This window comes from Paenibacillus sp. FSL H8-0034 (assembly GCF_038000305.1).
Taxonomy (GTDB): Bacteria; Bacillota; Bacilli; order Paenibacillales; family NBRC-103111; genus Paenibacillus_S.
Genome location: NZ_JBBOBS010000001.1, coordinates 1,604,978 through 1,621,616, shown reverse-complemented (window position 1 = coordinate 1,621,616; position 16,639 = coordinate 1,604,978). Strand labels below are relative to the sequence as shown.

Genomic DNA, 16,639 nt, shown 5'->3' with positions numbered 1-16,639 from the left:
GCTTTTTCCTGCTTTTTTATTTCCTCGGCTTGGATACCGACGAGCGAATAACAAGCTCTGGTGGCAGCACCATTCGCTGATTCATCGTATGACCGCCATTAATATGGCGAAGAATCATATTGACGACCTGAGCCCCCATGTCCTGAATCGGCTGGGCTATCGTCGTGAGCGGCGGGTCCACGATCGTGGCCAGAATCGTATTATCGAACCCTACGACCGATAAATCGTCAGGGATGGACAGCTTCATTTCGCGTGCAGCCTGAATCGTACCGATGGCCAACAAATCATTACAGGCAAACACGGCCGTACAAGCTTTAAGTCCCTGCAGCAGCTCACCTGCAGCTATTTTGCCGCTTTTCACACTAAAATCACTGATGCGCACCAGCTCAGGATGAAATGGAATCCCCGCCTCCTCCAAGGCATGCCGATAGCCGCGAATCCGCTCCTTGCTGCTCATGACTTCGGTATCCTCGGCAATTACGGCAATCTGCTTATGACCATTTTGGATCAAATAAGAGGTCGCCAAATATCCACCCTGAAAATCATCGACCAGCACGATATCCACAGCGACAGCCGGCATATCCCGCGCGATAAGTGCAACGGGGAGCTTCTGCCGAACCAATTCCTTTAATAAAGCATCATTGCGAACCCCTGTTGCGATAATGATGCCATCGACGCTTTTTTGCTTTAACAATGAGATGTAGCGTTCTTCTTTATCCAGACTGTTATCCGTACTGCAAATGACGACGTTAAAGCCCATTTCCTGGGCACGATCCTCTATACTTCTCGCAATCTCCGCAAAAAAAGGATTCGCCAAATCCGGCAGCAGCAGTCCCAGCGTATAGGTTTGCTTGCCGGTTAAAGCCGATGCAACAACGCTTGGCTGATAATTCAGCTCCTCCATAATTTTAATGACTTTATTACGAGTCTTTTCGCTTATGCGTCCCCCACGGTTAATAACCTTGGACACGGTAGCTATAGAGACACCCGCTTCCTTGGCAATATCGTAGATAGTAACCTTCATGCCATACCCAACTTTCCGCAAACAAATTAAAGCAGACGATTAAGCGCTTTACCTAAATATAAGAGAATTACTGCGATTTTGCAATGCATCTGGACGTTTTAGTGAATAAATAAAAAGGCACCCAACGGGTACCTGAGTCCTTACCTATGTTGTGAGCCAATCACCTGAAATCCCGCAAACGATTGCAATAGGACTCGAGTTCATCGAATGGAATGGTGTAGAAGGCCATATTGTTCACGATCGACTTCGTTGCATGAGGCAATAAAGTGAATCTGCCCAAAAGCCTGTCCAGATCGGGCTGATCAACAGGCGTCCAGAACTGAACCTGCTGCACAGCTTCGTTATCCGCTTTAATGACTCGAACCAATTCTCTTAAACCCTGAGCAAATACAGAAGTTTGACGATAGGCCTTTTGAATAAAGGCTACCTCCACCTGACAAATATGCCGATCTTCATAATCATGGGCACTGGTTCCATAGACAAAACCTGCAGTCCCGATCATCTCATATGGCTCTTCGTTGAAAATCATCAATGCTTTACCTAAGACCAAGGGACTGGCGATAAAACTCAGTTTCATTGCAAACGAATAAGGTAAATTCAGTTCACCATGGTGTTCGAGCAAAAAAGATATATATAATTCCAGATCCATTTCAAACTGACTAAGGCGAAATTGAAGTACCATTATTGAGGTTGTACTCTTAGGTTATCATTGGTTTTCACGATTTTCGATAAACCGCCACCCTTACTGTTACCTTTTAAGTTGGGGGGGATTGGGAACATAGCATATGCCTCCTTTGTCACTAAGTGTATTTCCTAGTAGCTTTATTATATCCTAGCGAATCGATCCAAAAAAGTCCTTAATTTGTGAATTTCAACACTGTATATGTCTTCGGTACCTATTGTCCCTTCCCGACTGCCTATGAAACTAGCAAACTTGGGATAGAGCTTCTGTAAATACGTATTCTCGGAAAGCGCGACGAAGCGAAATTCTTGTACTTCTTGATTATCCTCGATAATCTGGCTCAGCAAATATCGAAAACCACGAATAAATACACGAGTGCTTCGATATGATCTGGCTACGATCACATTATCGACCAACACAACCCGTTGTTTATCCACAAATTCCTGTTCAGGCGTACCCATATAGTATGCACCCACAGCCAGCATATGTTCATCTGCATCCATAACCATAATCAGGCTGCCAGCAGTCATATAATAGTAAAGCAGCGTAATAATATCCACGGTGCTTAAGCCGGGATGCAGCTCTGTCTTATTCTGCAGCATAAACAGACTCGCTTTGGCATAATCATCATCGGTCGCACAGCGTTTACAATAAATAGTCATGGACAACGTTCCGCTCCTTTCGATTAGATTCGCTCCTTCAAGGTTCGTTCCACAACGGTAAAAATTTGCGGATACTTCGCGGTTAATTCCAGAAAAGCTTCCCGTCTCACAGATAGCAATACCGAAGGACCCATTGCCCTCACTGTGGCCGTTCGAGGGATTCCCTTTAATAGGGCGATTTCGCCAAAATGATCCCCATCCTGCAGCGTCGCAACCCGCTGCAAGCTGCTACTCTGAAAGCTTTTCAGAATTTCGAACTTGCCTCGAACGATGATGTAAAATTTGTCTCCCTGATCCCCTTCCTGGACGACGGTGTCGCCTTCCTTGAAGGTCTCCGTAGAAAACAGAGTGGAAATGTTCTGCAGGAGCAGCGAATCAACTCCAGCGAAAAATGGAAACTTCGCTAATCGGTGTCCATCGACTGTGGCATGAAGCCCGTCCTGAGATAGCATAAAGCCATGCTGTTTTTCCCACATTTCATGGTACAGTCCAGACTGCTGCAGCAGCTCCTGATGGGTTCCCGACTCGACGATCCTGCCGTCTTTAAAAACAAAAATCACATCTGCATTCACGATTGACGACAATCGATGCGTGACGGAAATAATCGTCGTATGATGCCTCAGCTGTTGGATAGTCTGATTGATGTCAGCCTCAGTGGCAGGGTCGAGAGCTGAAGTTACCTCATCCAGCAGCAGCAGTCTCGGCTGCCTCAGCAGCGCCCTTGCAATCGAAATTCGCTGGCGCTGCCCGCCTGAAAGCGATGCTCCTTCATTGTTGATCAGCGTATCGTAGCCCTCTGGCCAGCTTATCAAGGTTTCATGAATGCGGGCCAGCTCGGCCGCTTCCATCATCTCGGCATCTGTAACCAGTTCGCTGCCAAGCCGCAGATTATCCCTGATTGTCGTATTAAACAGGAACGTGTCCTGGAACACAATGTCCATTTGCCTCCTTAAGGAAGCCTCGCTTACGGTTTTCAGATCATAACCATCGATACGAACGGAGCCTTGCCTTGGATCGTAAAAACGCGACAAAAGCTGTAAGGCTGTGCTTTTACCTGAGCCGCTTGGACCTACAAACGCCGCATAGCTGCCGGCAGCGATACGCAAGCTGACCTCCTTGATCTGTTCCGTCCCCTCTGTGAAACCAAAGGTTACCTGATTCATTTCTATGTATTTGTCCAGGGGAGGCAGAGCAACGGGGTCAGATGCTTCCGGCACACTTGGTTGATGATTCAATATTTCCGCTATTCGTTTGAAGCTGATGCTGGAATCAATAAGGTTAGGTATCAAATAGGAAAGGTTCGATGCAGATTGACCAACACTCATAAATAAAGTAAAGAAGGCAATAAAGTCACCAACTGTCATTTCATCATGAAAGATCAAATAACCTCCAAAGCCGATCATCATCCCGTTCAGCACCAGCAGTACGGTTAGCGGCAGCCGTTCAAGCAGCGAATTCAAGATGTGCATGTTTAAACCAAGAGAGAGCAAATCTCGAATTTGCCCTTGGGCACGCTGCAGAAGCCTGTCCTGTTGATGTAACGCTTTAACGGTTTTATAGCCTTTGACCGTTTCATCGATCATATTGGAAAATTGCTCTTGCGCTTCTTTATACTTAGCATTACTGGCTTCTGCCCTGCCCTGCAGCAGCTTAGGTCCGATAAACATCAATATGGAACCGATCAGCATCGCCAAAGTAAGCTTCCATTCTAATACCAACAGCATGACTAGCCCCATCAGAATGCTTAACGTTTCTTTAATAAGAAAGGGAAACGATTGACAAATCACTCTTTCAATAGAAGCCATATCAGACGAAAAACGGGAGACAAGATCGCCTACCCGATATTTTTCAAAAAAAGGAAGCGATTGCTTTTGCATATGGGCAAATAGTTCTGTCCTGAGCCTCTGAATGACCCTCCCGCTCAACTTGTTAAGGGCATAATCACCGCCGGTACCGGCACAGACGCTTAACACACCACCAATGACCAAAATGCTTAATATGACAACGAAAACTTGGAAGTTTTTTGGTACAAACGCTTCATCTACCAAATATTTCAGGCTTAGCGGCGCTGCTACCAAATAAACAACTTCGACTATAACACCACATATAAAAAATATGCCCAATAGCTTATTTTGCAGCAAATAGGGCATCAAGGTTCGAAAAAATTGCATAAGAATATCGCCCGCCTTCCAATAGCTATAGATTACAGCAGTTCATGACCGCTGTAAACGATAGCTTGGCCAGGCGGCGCCTTCTGAATTTATGAGACAGGTGCTTTGCGGCGCACCATAAATACGTATACGATCACAGCGCCTACAGATGTGCAGGCAATAACGAGGCCCATCGGTAAGGCAGATTGGCTTCCACCCAGACCAACAAGCGGAGCTACAACGCCACCCAGCAAAAGCGAGAGTACACCAAGCAGCGCCGATGCCGTGCCTGCAGACTTGCTTTGGTTTTGCATCGCTAATGAGAACCCGGTTGAAGATACGATACCGACACTCGACACGACCATAAATAGAGCAGGCAGAATCGCATACAGACCTGCACCTGTTACGATCATAAGCAGCAGCAGTATACCACCGCAAGATGAAATACCGAGACCTGTGATCAGCAGCTTCGTTTCACCTAATCGGCCTACCAGCCTACCCGTGATTTGACCGGCAATAATGATGCCAATACCGTTAATTCCAAAAAATACGGCAAACATTTGCGGTGATACATGAAAGATCTCCTGAAGCACAAACGGTGAGCCCGATATATAAGCAAACATGGCTGCAAAAACCAACCCTTGCGCAATCGCATACCCCATGAACACACGGTCTACAAGCAGGCCGCGAAAGGTCGACAAGGTGTTGCCAATGCCGCCCTTGGAACGCAATTGATTCGGCAGCGTTTCACGCAAACCGAAGAACACCGCAGCAAGCATCACCATGCCCAAAACACATAATACGATAAATACGCCATGCCACGAGGTTACCCTCATGAGCTGTCCTCCAGCGATCGGAGCAAGGATTGGCGCTACCCCATTCACCAGCATCAAAAGTGTAAAAAACTTCGTCAGCTCCGTTCCCGAATACAGGTCTCGTACAATCGCACGCGAGATGACAATTCCGGCAGAGCCAGCCAGTCCCTGGACAAAACGGAGAATAATCAGGCTTTCGACCGAAGGGCTGAATGCACATAACAACGAAGTAACGGCATACAGACCCAGACCAACCAGAAGCGGCATCCGACGGCCGCGAACATCACTGATCGGCCCGGCAAACAATTGTCCAAGTGCAGATCCGAGCAGAAAAAAAGTAAGACTAAGCTGAACAAGTGACGCGCTGGTGCTGTATTCCCCGGCTATTGCAGGCAGCGCTGGCAAATACATATCAATGGACAGAGGGGCAAAGGCTGCCAAAGAGCCAAGCACAAGCACCATCCACAGCTTATTCCCCCGCGTGACCGGCTGGGGTGCAGCCTTTGTACTATTAATTGAACTATTCATGCTAATTTGTTAACCACCTTTATAAGAATATAACAACTGAACGATGGCTGCCTCCGAAGATGTCTTCGTTCAGCTCTACTAAACACATGTACATTCCAATGCTATAAAGTATCGATCAAAAATCGTATCGCCTCAGACAAATCGAGCTTTTTTTCCTGGCAATAGCTGTTTAATTTCGCATAGGCTGCATCATCCAGACGCACATGGATTGAATGATTGAGCTTTTCGCAGCTCGACTTTTTCGGTCTTCCTCTTCCAATTCTTCGTTGACCCTGTTCATCCTTCCAGACTAGAAGCGTTATATAACCCTGCTGCTTGATGCAGGTATCGCCATCATTTTCTGCCCAGACCAAAGCGGCATTCTGCTCGTGCTTATTCACGTACTCCGCAAGCGCGTCACCTTCCAGTCCTTTCTTGTGGCCCTTTTGCATGAACTTGTGCTGTATAAATGCCAGGTACTGCTGCCATGATTCGAAAGTGAGCTCCTTCATAGCTCCTCCTTTATTTATTGTTCTACAAAAAATGATATCACGTTTTTGCAAATTTGCAATGATTTTTCGCTTCGATGGAATGCAGTACAAGCCAACTGTCGTGACAGTTGGCTTCATTGTATGATATCGGTTTTCCTTTCATTCCTGTTAAGAGAAGGAATAGCTGTAGCATGTATGATAAAGCTCGATCATTTCTTCAACCGTAGGGACGCGAGGGTTGTTGCCAGGGCTTCCACTAGCCAGAGCATCCACGGCCATTTTGGAAACCGCTTCCTGAAATTTCAGCTTGTCAATGCCCCAGTTTTCCAAATTCGTTATTTGCAGGTCCTTACATAACCCCTTCACTTCTTGAATCGCTACCTCAACCATTTTCTGATCGGAAAGCTGAGATAAATCGGGGCGGAATAAACGTCCGACAACAGCTAATCTTTCGATAGCACGATCTTTACTGAATTCCAATATCGCGGGAAGCAGCATGGCGTTCGAGATACCGTGTGGAACATGAAATATAGCTCCAATGGGGCGGGACATCCCGTGTACCAATGTAACGGACGCATTAGAGAAAGCAGCCCCTGCCTGCATCGAAGCCAATGCCATTTGTTCTCTGGCTTCCAGGTCTGAGCCATCCGTGTAGGCCTTACGTAAGTTTTGGGAAATCAGTGCTACCGCAGACAGGGCTAATTGATCTGTCATCGGCTGTGCTTTGCGGGAGATGTAGGCTTCTATTGCATGACAGAGCGCATCTATGCCCGTGGCAGCTGTAACGCTCTGCGGCGTTGATACAGTAAGCATAGGATCGACAATGGCTACGCTTGGAAGAAAGGCAGTGTGCTTGACCATCATTTTCACATCGTTAAGTGTGTTGATAATGACCGTCACATTAGTCATTTCTGATCCCGTTCCTGCTGTTGTTGGAATGGCAATCAACGGAATAGGCGGTGCCGATAGCACAGCTTTACCACCCACATAATCTCCAAGCTGTCCACCATTTGTGGCCAATACGGAGACGGCTTTGGCAGCATCTATACAGCTCCCGCCACCAACCGCAATAATGACATCGCATTGGTGCTCCAGACAAACAGCAAGAGCTTCGGATACATGAAAATCGGTCGGTTCCGAATTGACATCCAAATAGCAAACAGGCACAATACCGACTTCCTCCAAATGCTGCTGGCATTGTTGAACGGTCCCGAGTTTCTCCATGATGCGATCACTGATTAACAAAGCCGTTCTACCCAGCCTAGTAGTCTGGAGTCCTAGCTGGGTCAAAGCATGATGACCATAGATGACCTGCTGCGGTAGCTGGAACGTAGAAAAAGTGTTCATGACTGGCACCTCTTTTCGATTATCATAGTGAATGCCCTACTTGCGACTTAGCATTTACATCCATTTCGACAAGCCTTCAAACCGAACCTCCCACGTGCCATCAGTCGGAAAGCCTGGTGCATGGATAGCTGGTCCGTTATCCCATCCGCAGGCCATCATCGCAACCGCAGTTAATAACCCGCCATTGCCAGGCAAATAAGCCATCAGAGACGCATTCTGATAATTATGTCCATTAGGCAGGTATGTATTTTTCACTTCGTCCCGCAATAAAATGTCTACCGCTAAACGCCCATCCTCCAGACGCCCTGCCGTCATCGCAGCCATCGGGAAATCCCAGCCCCAGGAGGTCTGCCAATTCCACTCCTGCATCACCTTGAGCAGGGTCGCTTTCATGATCGAACGATCCGCCTTTTTGCCTGGCAATATGCCAAATGCACCGAGCATCGAAGGGTGATCGGTATTATCCGTCAGGAAAGTATCGGGACGATTTTCGTGGGCTATATATACACCGTTATGAACAGGAAGCACGGATAACAATTCAATAATACGGTTCCATTCCGGTGTTGGTTCCATACCAAGCCGTGAACGCCACGCCTGAGCGATCTCCAGTCCTTGCATCCAATATTCCAGCTCAAAGGTCGGATTCCATGTTTCCTCCGCAGCAAAATTTTCCTGTGCCGGAATCAGCGGCGGGCCGAGCACATATCGCCCACTCTGCTCATCCCAATGTGCATAGGAAGCCATAAATTCCGCTGACTCCAGGACGATGTCAGCAAATTCATTCAGTGTATCCAGTGTAGGCTCGGCTCGATAACAGAGCTCTGCATACACAATGGGATGCGGCTGCTGCCAGATGAGTAAATTCCCGATTGGGGAAGGGCTTTGCCGTCCATCCGGTCCAACCATTTTGGGCCATCTCGCTCCTGGATATCCTTGATCACGAGCAAGCTTTTTTGCTACCGGCAGTATATCCCGGTACCATCCAAGACTCTTTTTAAGCAAATGCGTACGGCCCCACAACGCAAAATGTACCGCATGCCACCAATGCATTTCCAAGTGAAATTTGCCATACCAGGAATTATATAATAATCCGGTTTCCTGAGGAGGAAGGGATCCCGCGCAATGAATTGCCGTAACGAATTGAGACAGTACGATACGTCTTTCCAGCTCAAGCGCACCCGCATCCGTGCTGCCGGCAAGCTCTACAGCTCCGCCACTCAGCCAGAAATGTTCCCAATGCTCCATACTGGCAGTCCGAATCTCATCAAAAGTAAGCGCTGTCAGATTAATTGCATTAGGCATAAATCCGATCACAGTAGAGAACGAATGGCCATTTTTACCGGGAATAATCCGATACTGATGAGGCCCTTCCTGCTTCAGCTCGCCCTCATTCCAATGGCAGGTTACCTTATAGCGATCCTCGTCCAATGTCCGTTCAAACGTGCCGCTGCTGGCCGATACCTCCACCCACTCTGTGCGATGCGTTTCATGCTGCCATTCCAAGTCAAGCGCGCTGCGCCATTCCTTCGCAGTCATGGTTGACGAAGGAAATTGAATGGACAGCTGCAGTAAGCCTGCCTCTATTAACGGGGATTCGATATGGATCCCAAGCTGATCGGAGTCAGGGTGGCAGCAGGTGATCACCTTGACAGAAGCTCCAGATACCGTAAATTGACTTGTCAGAATGCCCTCCCACAGGTTGAGCTGCTGCTCGGTTTGCTCCAGCTGTTCAATTCCGACTCGTTGGCCATCTGGTGTCATGAGCACAAGCCCGATCTGCCCCAACTGCAGACGATGCGGATTTTGCCTCAGCCAGTGGAAAATATCCGGCTTATCTCCGGGTGCAAATGGATACTCCACTTGACGTCCATGGGTCTCAAAGGACTGCATGGGCGCATCCTCCAATGTATACCGGCTGCCTCCCGTTTGATGCCAGCCCCACTGCGATTGCGTGCCTAGCGGCATTTGATACGATTCCGGAAAGCTTTGCAAGCCTGTCAGATCGGCAGTAAAAGCAAACTCGCCATTTCCGACGGTAAGGGGTGATACAGGATTCAGTTCTCTAATCATAGGATGATGCCGGCTAACCAAAGCTTTTCTATCAATCGATTGCATAAGGTCCTCCTTCTAAATAAGGGAAAATGGAACAATGGTTTTCCTTTCCAGTATAAGCCTACCAACGGATAAAGACAAAAAAGGAGCGCCAGTTGGCCTCCTTTTCGCTATTTATTAGTCAACCAGGCAGGGACGCTTATTATTGAACTTCCAGCCAGGCTTCAGATACTGCATGGCGATTGCATCATCGCGAGCTCCGAGTGCCTTCTCCAGGTAGAGCCGATGAGCGCTTTCGAGATGCTCCATATCGATGTCAATGCCAAGCCCTGGCTTCGTCGGAACCGTGATCCTGCCTTCGTTAATTCGCAAAGGCTCCTTGGTCAGTCGTTGACCGTCCTGCCAAATCCAATGTGTATCGATCGCTGTAATATGTCCAGGTGCGGCTGCAGCAACATGCGTAAACATCGCCAGCGAGATATCAAAATGATTATTCGAGTGCGAGCCCCAAGTCAATCCCCATTCATGGCACATTTGGGCTACACGGATCGAGCCCTGCATCGTCCAGAAGTGCGGATCAGCCAATGGAATATCGACCGAGCCTAATTGAATCGCGTGACCCATCTCCCGCCAATCGCAGGCAATCATATTCGTAGCTGTTAGCAGTCCGGTAGACCGTCTGAACTCCGCCATGATTTCGCGGCCGGAATACCCTTGTTCCGCACCACATGGATCCTCGGCATAAGCTAGCACATGCTGTTGTCCGCGGCACAGCCGGATGGCTTCCTCTAGCGACCACGCGCCATTCGGATCAAGCGTAATTCTCGCCTGTGGGAAACGCTCAGCCAGCGCCGTAACGGCTTCCAGTTCCTCGGAGCCGCGCAGCACACCACCTTTTAGCTTAAAATCGTTGAAGCCGTAACGTTGATGCGCTGCTTCAGCCAGCCGAACAATTGACGCTGTCGTAAGCGCTTCCTCATGCCGCAGGCGCAGCCAATCGTCCTCAGCCTCCAGATCACTCAGGTATGGCAAATCCGTCTTGCTGCGATCCCCAATGTAGAACAGATAACCGAGCATTTCCACGGACTCGCGCTGCTGCCCCTCTCCGAGTAGGGCGGCAACAGGTACACCAAGGTATTGGCCCAGCAGATCGAGTAATGCAGCCTCAAGAGCTGTAACCGCATGAATCGTAATCCGCGAGTCAAAGGTTTGCAAGCCCCGCCCGCCCGCATCCCTATCAGCAAAGCTCCTGCGAACCTTACCGAGAATTTGGTTATACGTCCCGATCGATTGACCGATGACGAGCGCATTTGCATCCTCCAGCGTTTGCCGAATCCGTTCGCCTCCAGGCACCTCGCCAATCCCTGTACGCCCTGCATTATCCTTAAGAATAACCACATTTCTTGTAAAATAAGGACTATGCGCACCGCTCAGATTGAGCAGCATGCTGTCATGGCCCGCAACAGGAATAACCCGCATTTCCGTAATTATCGGTGTTCCCTGAGCGCTGTCCTGTGTCAGTTGAGCATTCATAGTGTCACTCCACTCCTATTCAAGTTTGGAAGAACGGTGAGCCCGCGAGCTAGGATTTGATAAAAACTGTTTTAATCGATGTATAAAACTCTATTGCTGCGCGTCCCTGCTCACGAGAATGAGAGCTCGATTGCTTCATCCCGCCGAACGGTGCCTGCAGCTCAACTCCAGCGCTTTCTGCATTAATGCGCACAAGCCCTGCTTCCATCTCGTTGATAAAGGACAGCATGTGATCAATCCGTGTTGTAAATATCGAGGCACTAAGTCCATACTCCACATCATTCGCAAGCGCTAATGCTTCTTCTACGGAATCCACCTTCATCAGTGCAAGCACAGGTCCAAAAATTTCCTCCTGGGCAATCGTCATGTCCGTCGTTACATCTGAGAAAACCGTCGGTTGGACAAAATACCCCTGATCATACCCTTCTCCCTGAAGGCGATTTCCTCCAGCGACCAGCTTCCCACCTTCTGATTTGGCCTTCACTATGTAAGAAAGCACTTTATTCAGTTGATTCTCGTTCGCACAAGGTCCCATCCAGATGCCGTCCTTCATGCCGTCGCCTACAGTGATTTGCTGTACCTTTTGCAGCAGCTTGTCTTGAAAGGCCTCATACACCTCGCTCTGAACAATAACCCGGCTCGTTGCTGTACATTTCTGTCCTGTGGAGCGCAGGCCCCCGCTAATGGTGGCTTCAACGGCAAGATCCAAATTGGCATCGGCTGTGACGATCACCGGATTTTTGCCGCCCATTTCCAGCTGGTACTTGGCGCCGCGAGCCAGGGCCCACTGTCCGATCCGTTTGCCAACTGCTCCTGAACCGGTAAACGTAATACCATGGACATCAGGGTGCTCAACCAAGCCTTGGCCGATGACGGGACCCGAGCCGTTGATCAAATTCACAACTCCGGCTGGAAAACCGGCTGCTGCAAAGCACTCTATCACCTTGGCGCCTGTAATTCCCGTTTCTGCCGCTGGTTTGATGACCACGGTATTGCCGTAGATCAAGGCCGGAGCCATTTTCCAAATCGGAATCGCAACCGGAAAATTCCACGGCGTGATCACACCTACTACGCCGAGCGGGACCCGTGTGGTCAGCATCAGCGCTTCACTGTCTGTGGAAGGGATCACATCTCCGATTGAACGCATGCCTTCTCCCGCATAATAGCGTAATATGGCAACACCCCGCATGGTTTCACCCTTGGCCTCTGGAAACGTTTTGCCCATTTCTCTGGTCATTGTTTCGGCAATTTCATCCACTCTGCTTTCCAGAATAGCGGCTGCCTTGAACAAGTAATCACCGCGTGCGCTGCCTGACAGCTTTTTCCACGCTCGGGATGCCTGCTTGGCACTCGACACCGCCAGGTTCAAATCGTCCAGAGAGGACATAGCGATCGTCCCCAGCTTGTCGTTGGTGTTGGCTGGATTACTGCGAACCTCCACTTCACCTGTGGATGCCGGTGTCCATTGTCCATTGATAAAGTTTAAATAAGTCGGAATTTCAGTCGGGCTGCTCATGGTCGGTCTCCTTGTCTTATCAAATTATGATGCTGTATAGGATATGATTTCGTTTATGATTTTGCTGCCTTTGGAAACTTCTCGAAAGCAACCTGGATAATTTGGGCCAGCTTGTCGTAATGATCTTTTTCCACCTGAATGATAGGTGCACGAACAGTAGTACCAACCGGATGACCGACGATTTCCATGCCCGCTTTAATTAAAGCAACGGCATAACCTTTTCTTTGCTTGCGAATTTTGTTAATCGGCAGGATTACATGCTCATACAGCTCATGGAGCAGGTCGTCATTGTGGCTCAGCAAGGCATCGAAGAACAGCGCCGAAATATGCGGAATATAATTGGAAATTGCAGAAGAATACGTTCTGAAGCCCAGATTTACATAAGCAGGCATTGTGACCTCAGCCATCGGCATCCCATTGAGCCACTCCAGGCGTTTACCAATGGTTTGTGTCATCTCAATATTCAAATCCATGTTGCCCAAGCCGTCCTTCAAACCGACAAGCTGAGGGGATTCCAGCAACCGTTGAAGCGTTTCCAAAGAACATACACAGTTATCCCTCTGATATACGATCGCATTCAAGTCTGTACTTTGGATAATTGTATTCAAATATTGGTACAGCCCCTCCTGCTCCGGCTCTATCAAATACGGTGGCAAAATCAGATACCCGTCAACCCCAAGCTCAGCCGACAGCTCCGTTAATTCCAAAGCATGGCTTATATTACCGCCAACTCCGGTATAGACAGGCACCTTGCCTTTGGCAGTAGCAACAGCCACTTCAACCATTGACTTGTAATCACGGTGAGACAGCGCATGAAACTCACCAGATCCGCATGCTATGAATATGGACGACAAGCCCTCCTTGATCAAAAATTGAATATTCGCCTCCAAAGCTTTCTCGTCCAGCTTGCCGTGTTGATCCATCGGTGCTACGGGAAATCCCAAAATTCCTGTTGGTGATTGTCTGACCTGATTCATGTTCATTTCTCCACCCTTCATGATTTCATTCACTAATACGGTTTCGGTTACATAGATGCCATTCACATCGGCTTATCCCAGACTCTTCAACACTTTTGATCGGACATGGTTGAGATGGTGATACATGGCTGAATGCGCTGCAAGCGGATTATGCTGCTGAAGCGCCTCAAATATCGCTTGGTGCTCCTGCATGGTCGCCCTATGATCACGATCCACCGTAGGAATTTGCTTCTCAATTTCATCAAACATATTCAACAGCGGGTCGATACTGCCTTCAAGAATTGGATTGTTGGCGCTATAGGCAATCGTTCGGTGAAATTCCTTGTCCAGTCCCACATAGCCTTGTTTGCTTAGAGCTGTCGCACGCAGAATCTCAGCCAATTGCTCCAGCTGACTATCGGTAATTTTCTCCGCGGCCATCGTGACCAAGCCCAGCTCCAAGGACATTCTTGCTTCCATTACGGCAGGAATATCCCCCGCTGACAAAGCCAGCATAATCGAAAACGGCTTACTGCCAATCTTATTGGAAAAAAAAGTGCCCTCGCGTGTCTTCCTCTGGATCATCCCCATCGTCTCCAATGAGCTTAACGCTTCGCGGAGAACCGGTCTGCTGACAAACAGCTTATCCGTAAGCTCGGCCTCCGTCGGCAGCTTATCTCCAGGATGAAGCTGTCCACTCGTCAGCAGCTCGATAATCTGATCAACCACCTGCTTGGACATCGTTTCCCGTTTGATCGATTTCATCGTTACTTCCTTTGGACCGGTTCCCATCCCTATCCCCCCTTTTCATGATGCATGTAAGATTCATTAGTCATATTGTAAGACAAATTAAATTGCGCGTCAATTATAAAGTTTACATAGAGCAGCTTGAAAAAAATAAACTCTTTACACTGTAAAAGCTATTCAGGCCGCAGTGACAGCTCACGAAAATCAACCCAGCCATAGGGGTTGATTTTTTCTGTTCCGAGCAGGTTCGGATGGTAAAAGGCAGCGTGCCGCAAATGGTAAAGAAAATGCAGCGCATCATGATGCAGCAGCAATGTTTCCACTTCCTGCAAAAGTACGGATCGGGCTGCGGAATCCGTTTCATTGGCTATGGCCGCATACCTTTGATCAAGCTCGATTAACCATACCGGATCAACGAAGCGATGGACCCCGTAGCTTTCATGGAGCAGTACATGCATTAGCGACCACTCCCGATTATTCGTTGTAATAGCGTTAAGCAGCACGATATCCGCAGCATCTACCGCTCCAGGTTGACTGAATTGTTCGTAGGGCAGCACTTGAATATGTACTGGAATGCCTGCGGATGCACATCGCTGCTGAATCCAATGAGCCGTCTGCTCAAGCGAATTGTTCAAGATGGAGTGCGTGTACAGCTGAAGCGAATTTTCATAACCATTGGTTTGTAAAGAAACCGTCGTATCTGCTGCAGCAGCTGTAGCCACCTACTGCTCTGTCTCAGGGTCCTCGGTCCCATGCTTAACCTTGCTCTTTACCACTATCTGAGTCGCTATTGCTGCACTCCAATCTGGAAAAAAGCTGTAGGCGGCTCCGATCCGATTACCTCCAAGCTCCGCCACACACTGTTCGGGCTGCAAAAGCTTACGCAGCGTGTGCCGCATAGCAGAGTCCTGTAACGGTCCTTGCTTGCGACTGTTCATGATTATGAACGCACAGCCTCCCTCCGTCTGCTCCATAATCGTCGTCCCCGTTGGAGCATGCGCATGAATTTGGAACGGATGCGTGTAAAGCATAGGTTGTCCGCCTAAACCACCATCGGGCATTTTTTGTGTGAGCAGCTCCTTCAATATCCAAATTTCAACCTTATCCAGCTGTGCCCTCTCCCGGTAGTAGTCCGCGAATGCCTCCAGAACCACCATCTCCGCGTCATTACGCAACAGCTTAAACGGCCCAGTTCCAATTGGTAACCGCTCATTATTTTCGTGAGTCTGACATGGAATAATGGAAGCCTTGGGTGCAGCCAGATAATGCAGCAGCAAGGAGCTTGGTGCAGCCAGTTGAATACGCAGCGCATACCGATGTGTGGCTTCTATCTTGCGAATATGAAGCACCTTCCATTCACAGCACAGTCTATTCGGCTCCAGATTTGCGCAATCCGAATCTAACTGGCTAAGACGCATGAGCGTATGATGAACATCCGCGGACGTCAGCTCTTTTTTATTATGAAAAAGGACACCTTTACGCAAGTAAAACATCCATACGGTCCCATCCCTATTCTGCTCCCAGTGCACAGCAAGCCGGGGTACAAATACTGCATTGGAACAATCCCATTCAACAAGTGTGTCAAAAAGCTGGCCATTCATATGCAGCTCTGTCCTCCGCGTGGCGTTGATCGGATCCAATAGAGGCATTTCCCGGTAAAAAGGAAGCCGCAGCAAATCGATGTGCCCCTTCTTATATGGCGTGGATTGGATGCCAAATTGCTTATAGATCGATTCTGTTATTTGTTGTTGAATAGGCGGGCTCTGATCATACCTACGCATAAGCTCTATCGCTTGCGAATACTGACCTTTGTCTATTTTGGTCTGGACCCATGAGCGTATTACGTTTTTCGATTCCATGTTAAATGTAATTATGGAACGATTCCCTCTACCACGCCCAGGCTGCCATTCGATCCACCCCAGCTCCTGGCATTGCTTCACAATCAGCTTCACATTTCGCGGTGTACAGCACAACACTTCTGCAAGCTGCTCCAGTGAAACCTCCACAGGCTCTTTTTCTGCATAGCCCACATGTTCCCTTAGCTTCAAGTAGTGATAAGCAATTTGCATACAAATCTCCTTAAACAGAGTGATGATTCAAAAAGGGGAAAATTAATAAAAGAAAGTCTACTCTTTTTATCCCCTTTTTACAAGCTTA

The 16,639-nt window shown here is 48.5% G+C and carries 14 protein-coding genes; all 14 read right to left on the bottom strand.

Annotated features, from left to right (window positions below; all coding sequences use genetic code 11):
• Positions 1-16: 16 nt before the first annotated feature.
• Positions 17-1,024: a LacI family DNA-binding transcriptional regulator gene (locus NST47_RS07370; RefSeq protein ID WP_341154548.1), complete on the bottom strand. Its 1,008-nt coding sequence runs from the start codon at positions 1,022-1,024 to the stop codon at positions 17-19.
• Between the two features lie 160 nt (positions 1,025-1,184).
• Complete coding sequence (locus NST47_RS07365; protein ID WP_341154547.1) at positions 1,185-1,601, bottom strand: hypothetical protein; 417 nt, start codon at positions 1,599-1,601, stop codon at positions 1,185-1,187.
• Between the two features lie 248 nt (positions 1,602-1,849).
• The gene (locus tag NST47_RS07360) at positions 1,850-2,368 is read right to left on the bottom strand and encodes a hypothetical protein (protein WP_341154546.1); all 519 of its coding nucleotides are present in this window, start codon (positions 2,366-2,368) and stop codon (positions 1,850-1,852) included.
• A 23-nt stretch (positions 2,369-2,391) separates the two neighbouring features.
• On the bottom strand, positions 2,392-4,539 hold the full coding sequence (locus NST47_RS07355) for an ABC transporter transmembrane domain-containing protein (protein ID WP_341154545.1): 2,148 nt from the start codon (positions 4,537-4,539) through the stop codon (positions 2,392-2,394).
• Positions 4,540-4,628: 89 nt separating this feature from the next.
• Positions 4,629-5,861 (bottom strand): Bcr/CflA family multidrug efflux MFS transporter, encoded by a 1,233-nt coding sequence (locus NST47_RS07350; RefSeq protein ID WP_341154544.1) that lies wholly within the window; start codon positions 5,859-5,861, stop codon positions 4,629-4,631.
• A 101-nt stretch (positions 5,862-5,962) separates the two neighbouring features.
• Complete coding sequence (locus NST47_RS07345) at positions 5,963-6,352, bottom strand: hypothetical protein (protein WP_341154543.1); 390 nt, start codon at positions 6,350-6,352, stop codon at positions 5,963-5,965.
• 147 nt (positions 6,353-6,499) lie between these two features.
• Entirely contained in the window at positions 6,500-7,678 is a 1,179-nt protein-coding gene (locus tag NST47_RS07340) for an iron-containing alcohol dehydrogenase (RefSeq protein WP_341154542.1), read from the bottom strand.
• A 54-nt stretch (positions 7,679-7,732) separates the two neighbouring features.
• Positions 7,733-9,793 (bottom strand): glycoside hydrolase family 65, encoded by a 2,061-nt coding sequence (locus NST47_RS07335; protein WP_341154541.1) that lies wholly within the window; start codon positions 9,791-9,793, stop codon positions 7,733-7,735.
• A gap of 114 nt (positions 9,794-9,907) precedes the next feature.
• Positions 9,908-11,263 (bottom strand): glucarate dehydratase, encoded by a 1,356-nt coding sequence (gudD, locus tag NST47_RS07330; RefSeq protein WP_341154540.1) that lies wholly within the window; start codon positions 11,261-11,263, stop codon positions 9,908-9,910.
• Positions 11,264-11,312: 49 nt separating this feature from the next.
• Positions 11,313-12,779: an alpha-ketoglutaric semialdehyde dehydrogenase GucD gene (gucD, locus tag NST47_RS07325; RefSeq protein ID WP_341154539.1), complete on the bottom strand. Its 1,467-nt coding sequence runs from the start codon at positions 12,777-12,779 to the stop codon at positions 11,313-11,315.
• Between the two features lie 53 nt (positions 12,780-12,832).
• A complete protein-coding gene (kdgD, locus tag NST47_RS07320; protein ID WP_341159623.1) occupies positions 12,833-13,756 on the bottom strand; it encodes a 5-dehydro-4-deoxyglucarate dehydratase in 924 nt (307 codons plus the stop codon).
• Between the two features lie 72 nt (positions 13,757-13,828).
• A complete protein-coding gene (locus tag NST47_RS07315) occupies positions 13,829-14,527 on the bottom strand; it encodes a FadR/GntR family transcriptional regulator (protein WP_076235112.1) in 699 nt (232 codons plus the stop codon).
• 128 nt (positions 14,528-14,655) lie between these two features.
• Complete coding sequence (locus NST47_RS07310; RefSeq protein WP_341154538.1) at positions 14,656-15,204, bottom strand: hypothetical protein; 549 nt, start codon at positions 15,202-15,204, stop codon at positions 14,656-14,658.
• Positions 15,205-16,551 carry an ABC transporter substrate-binding protein gene (locus tag NST47_RS07305; RefSeq protein ID WP_341154537.1) on the bottom strand — a complete coding sequence of 449 codons (1,347 nt, stop codon included), beginning with the start codon at positions 16,549-16,551 and terminating at the stop codon, positions 15,205-15,207.
• Positions 16,552-16,639 lie beyond the last annotated feature (88 nt).

Coding starts and splice junctions, on each gene's coding strand:
- NST47_RS07370 (WP_341154548.1), bottom strand. CDS start 1,024: ATGAAGGTTACTATCTACGATATTGCCAAGGAAGCGGGTGTCTCTATA.
- NST47_RS07365 (WP_341154547.1), bottom strand. CDS start 1,601: ATGAAACTGAGTTTTATCGCCAGTCCCTTGGTCTTAGGTAAAGCATTG.
- NST47_RS07360 (WP_341154546.1), bottom strand. CDS start 2,368: ATGACTATTTATTGTAAACGCTGTGCGACCGATGATGATTATGCCAAA.
- NST47_RS07355 (WP_341154545.1), bottom strand. CDS start 4,539: ATGCAATTTTTTCGAACCTTGATGCCCTATTTGCTGCAAAATAAGCTA.
- NST47_RS07350 (WP_341154544.1), bottom strand. CDS start 5,861: ATGAATAGTTCAATTAATAGTACAAAGGCTGCACCCCAGCCGGTCACG.
- NST47_RS07345 (WP_341154543.1), bottom strand. CDS start 6,352: ATGAAGGAGCTCACTTTCGAATCATGGCAGCAGTACCTGGCATTTATA.
- NST47_RS07340 (WP_341154542.1), bottom strand. CDS start 7,678: ATGAACACTTTTTCTACGTTCCAGCTACCGCAGCAGGTCATCTATGGT.
- NST47_RS07335 (WP_341154541.1), bottom strand. CDS start 9,793: ATGCAATCGATTGATAGAAAAGCTTTGGTTAGCCGGCATCATCCTATG.
- gudD (WP_341154540.1), bottom strand. CDS start 11,263: ATGAATGCTCAACTGACACAGGACAGCGCTCAGGGAACACCGATAATT.
- gucD (WP_341154539.1), bottom strand. CDS start 12,779: ATGAGCAGCCCGACTGAAATTCCGACTTATTTAAACTTTATCAATGGA.
- kdgD (WP_341159623.1), bottom strand. CDS start 13,756: ATGAATCAGGTCAGACAATCACCAACAGGAATTTTGGGATTTCCCGTA.
- NST47_RS07315 (WP_076235112.1), bottom strand. CDS start 14,527: ATGGGAACCGGTCCAAAGGAAGTAACGATGAAATCGATCAAACGGGAA.
- NST47_RS07305 (WP_341154537.1), bottom strand. CDS start 16,551: ATGCAAATTGCTTATCACTACTTGAAGCTAAGGGAACATGTGGGCTAT.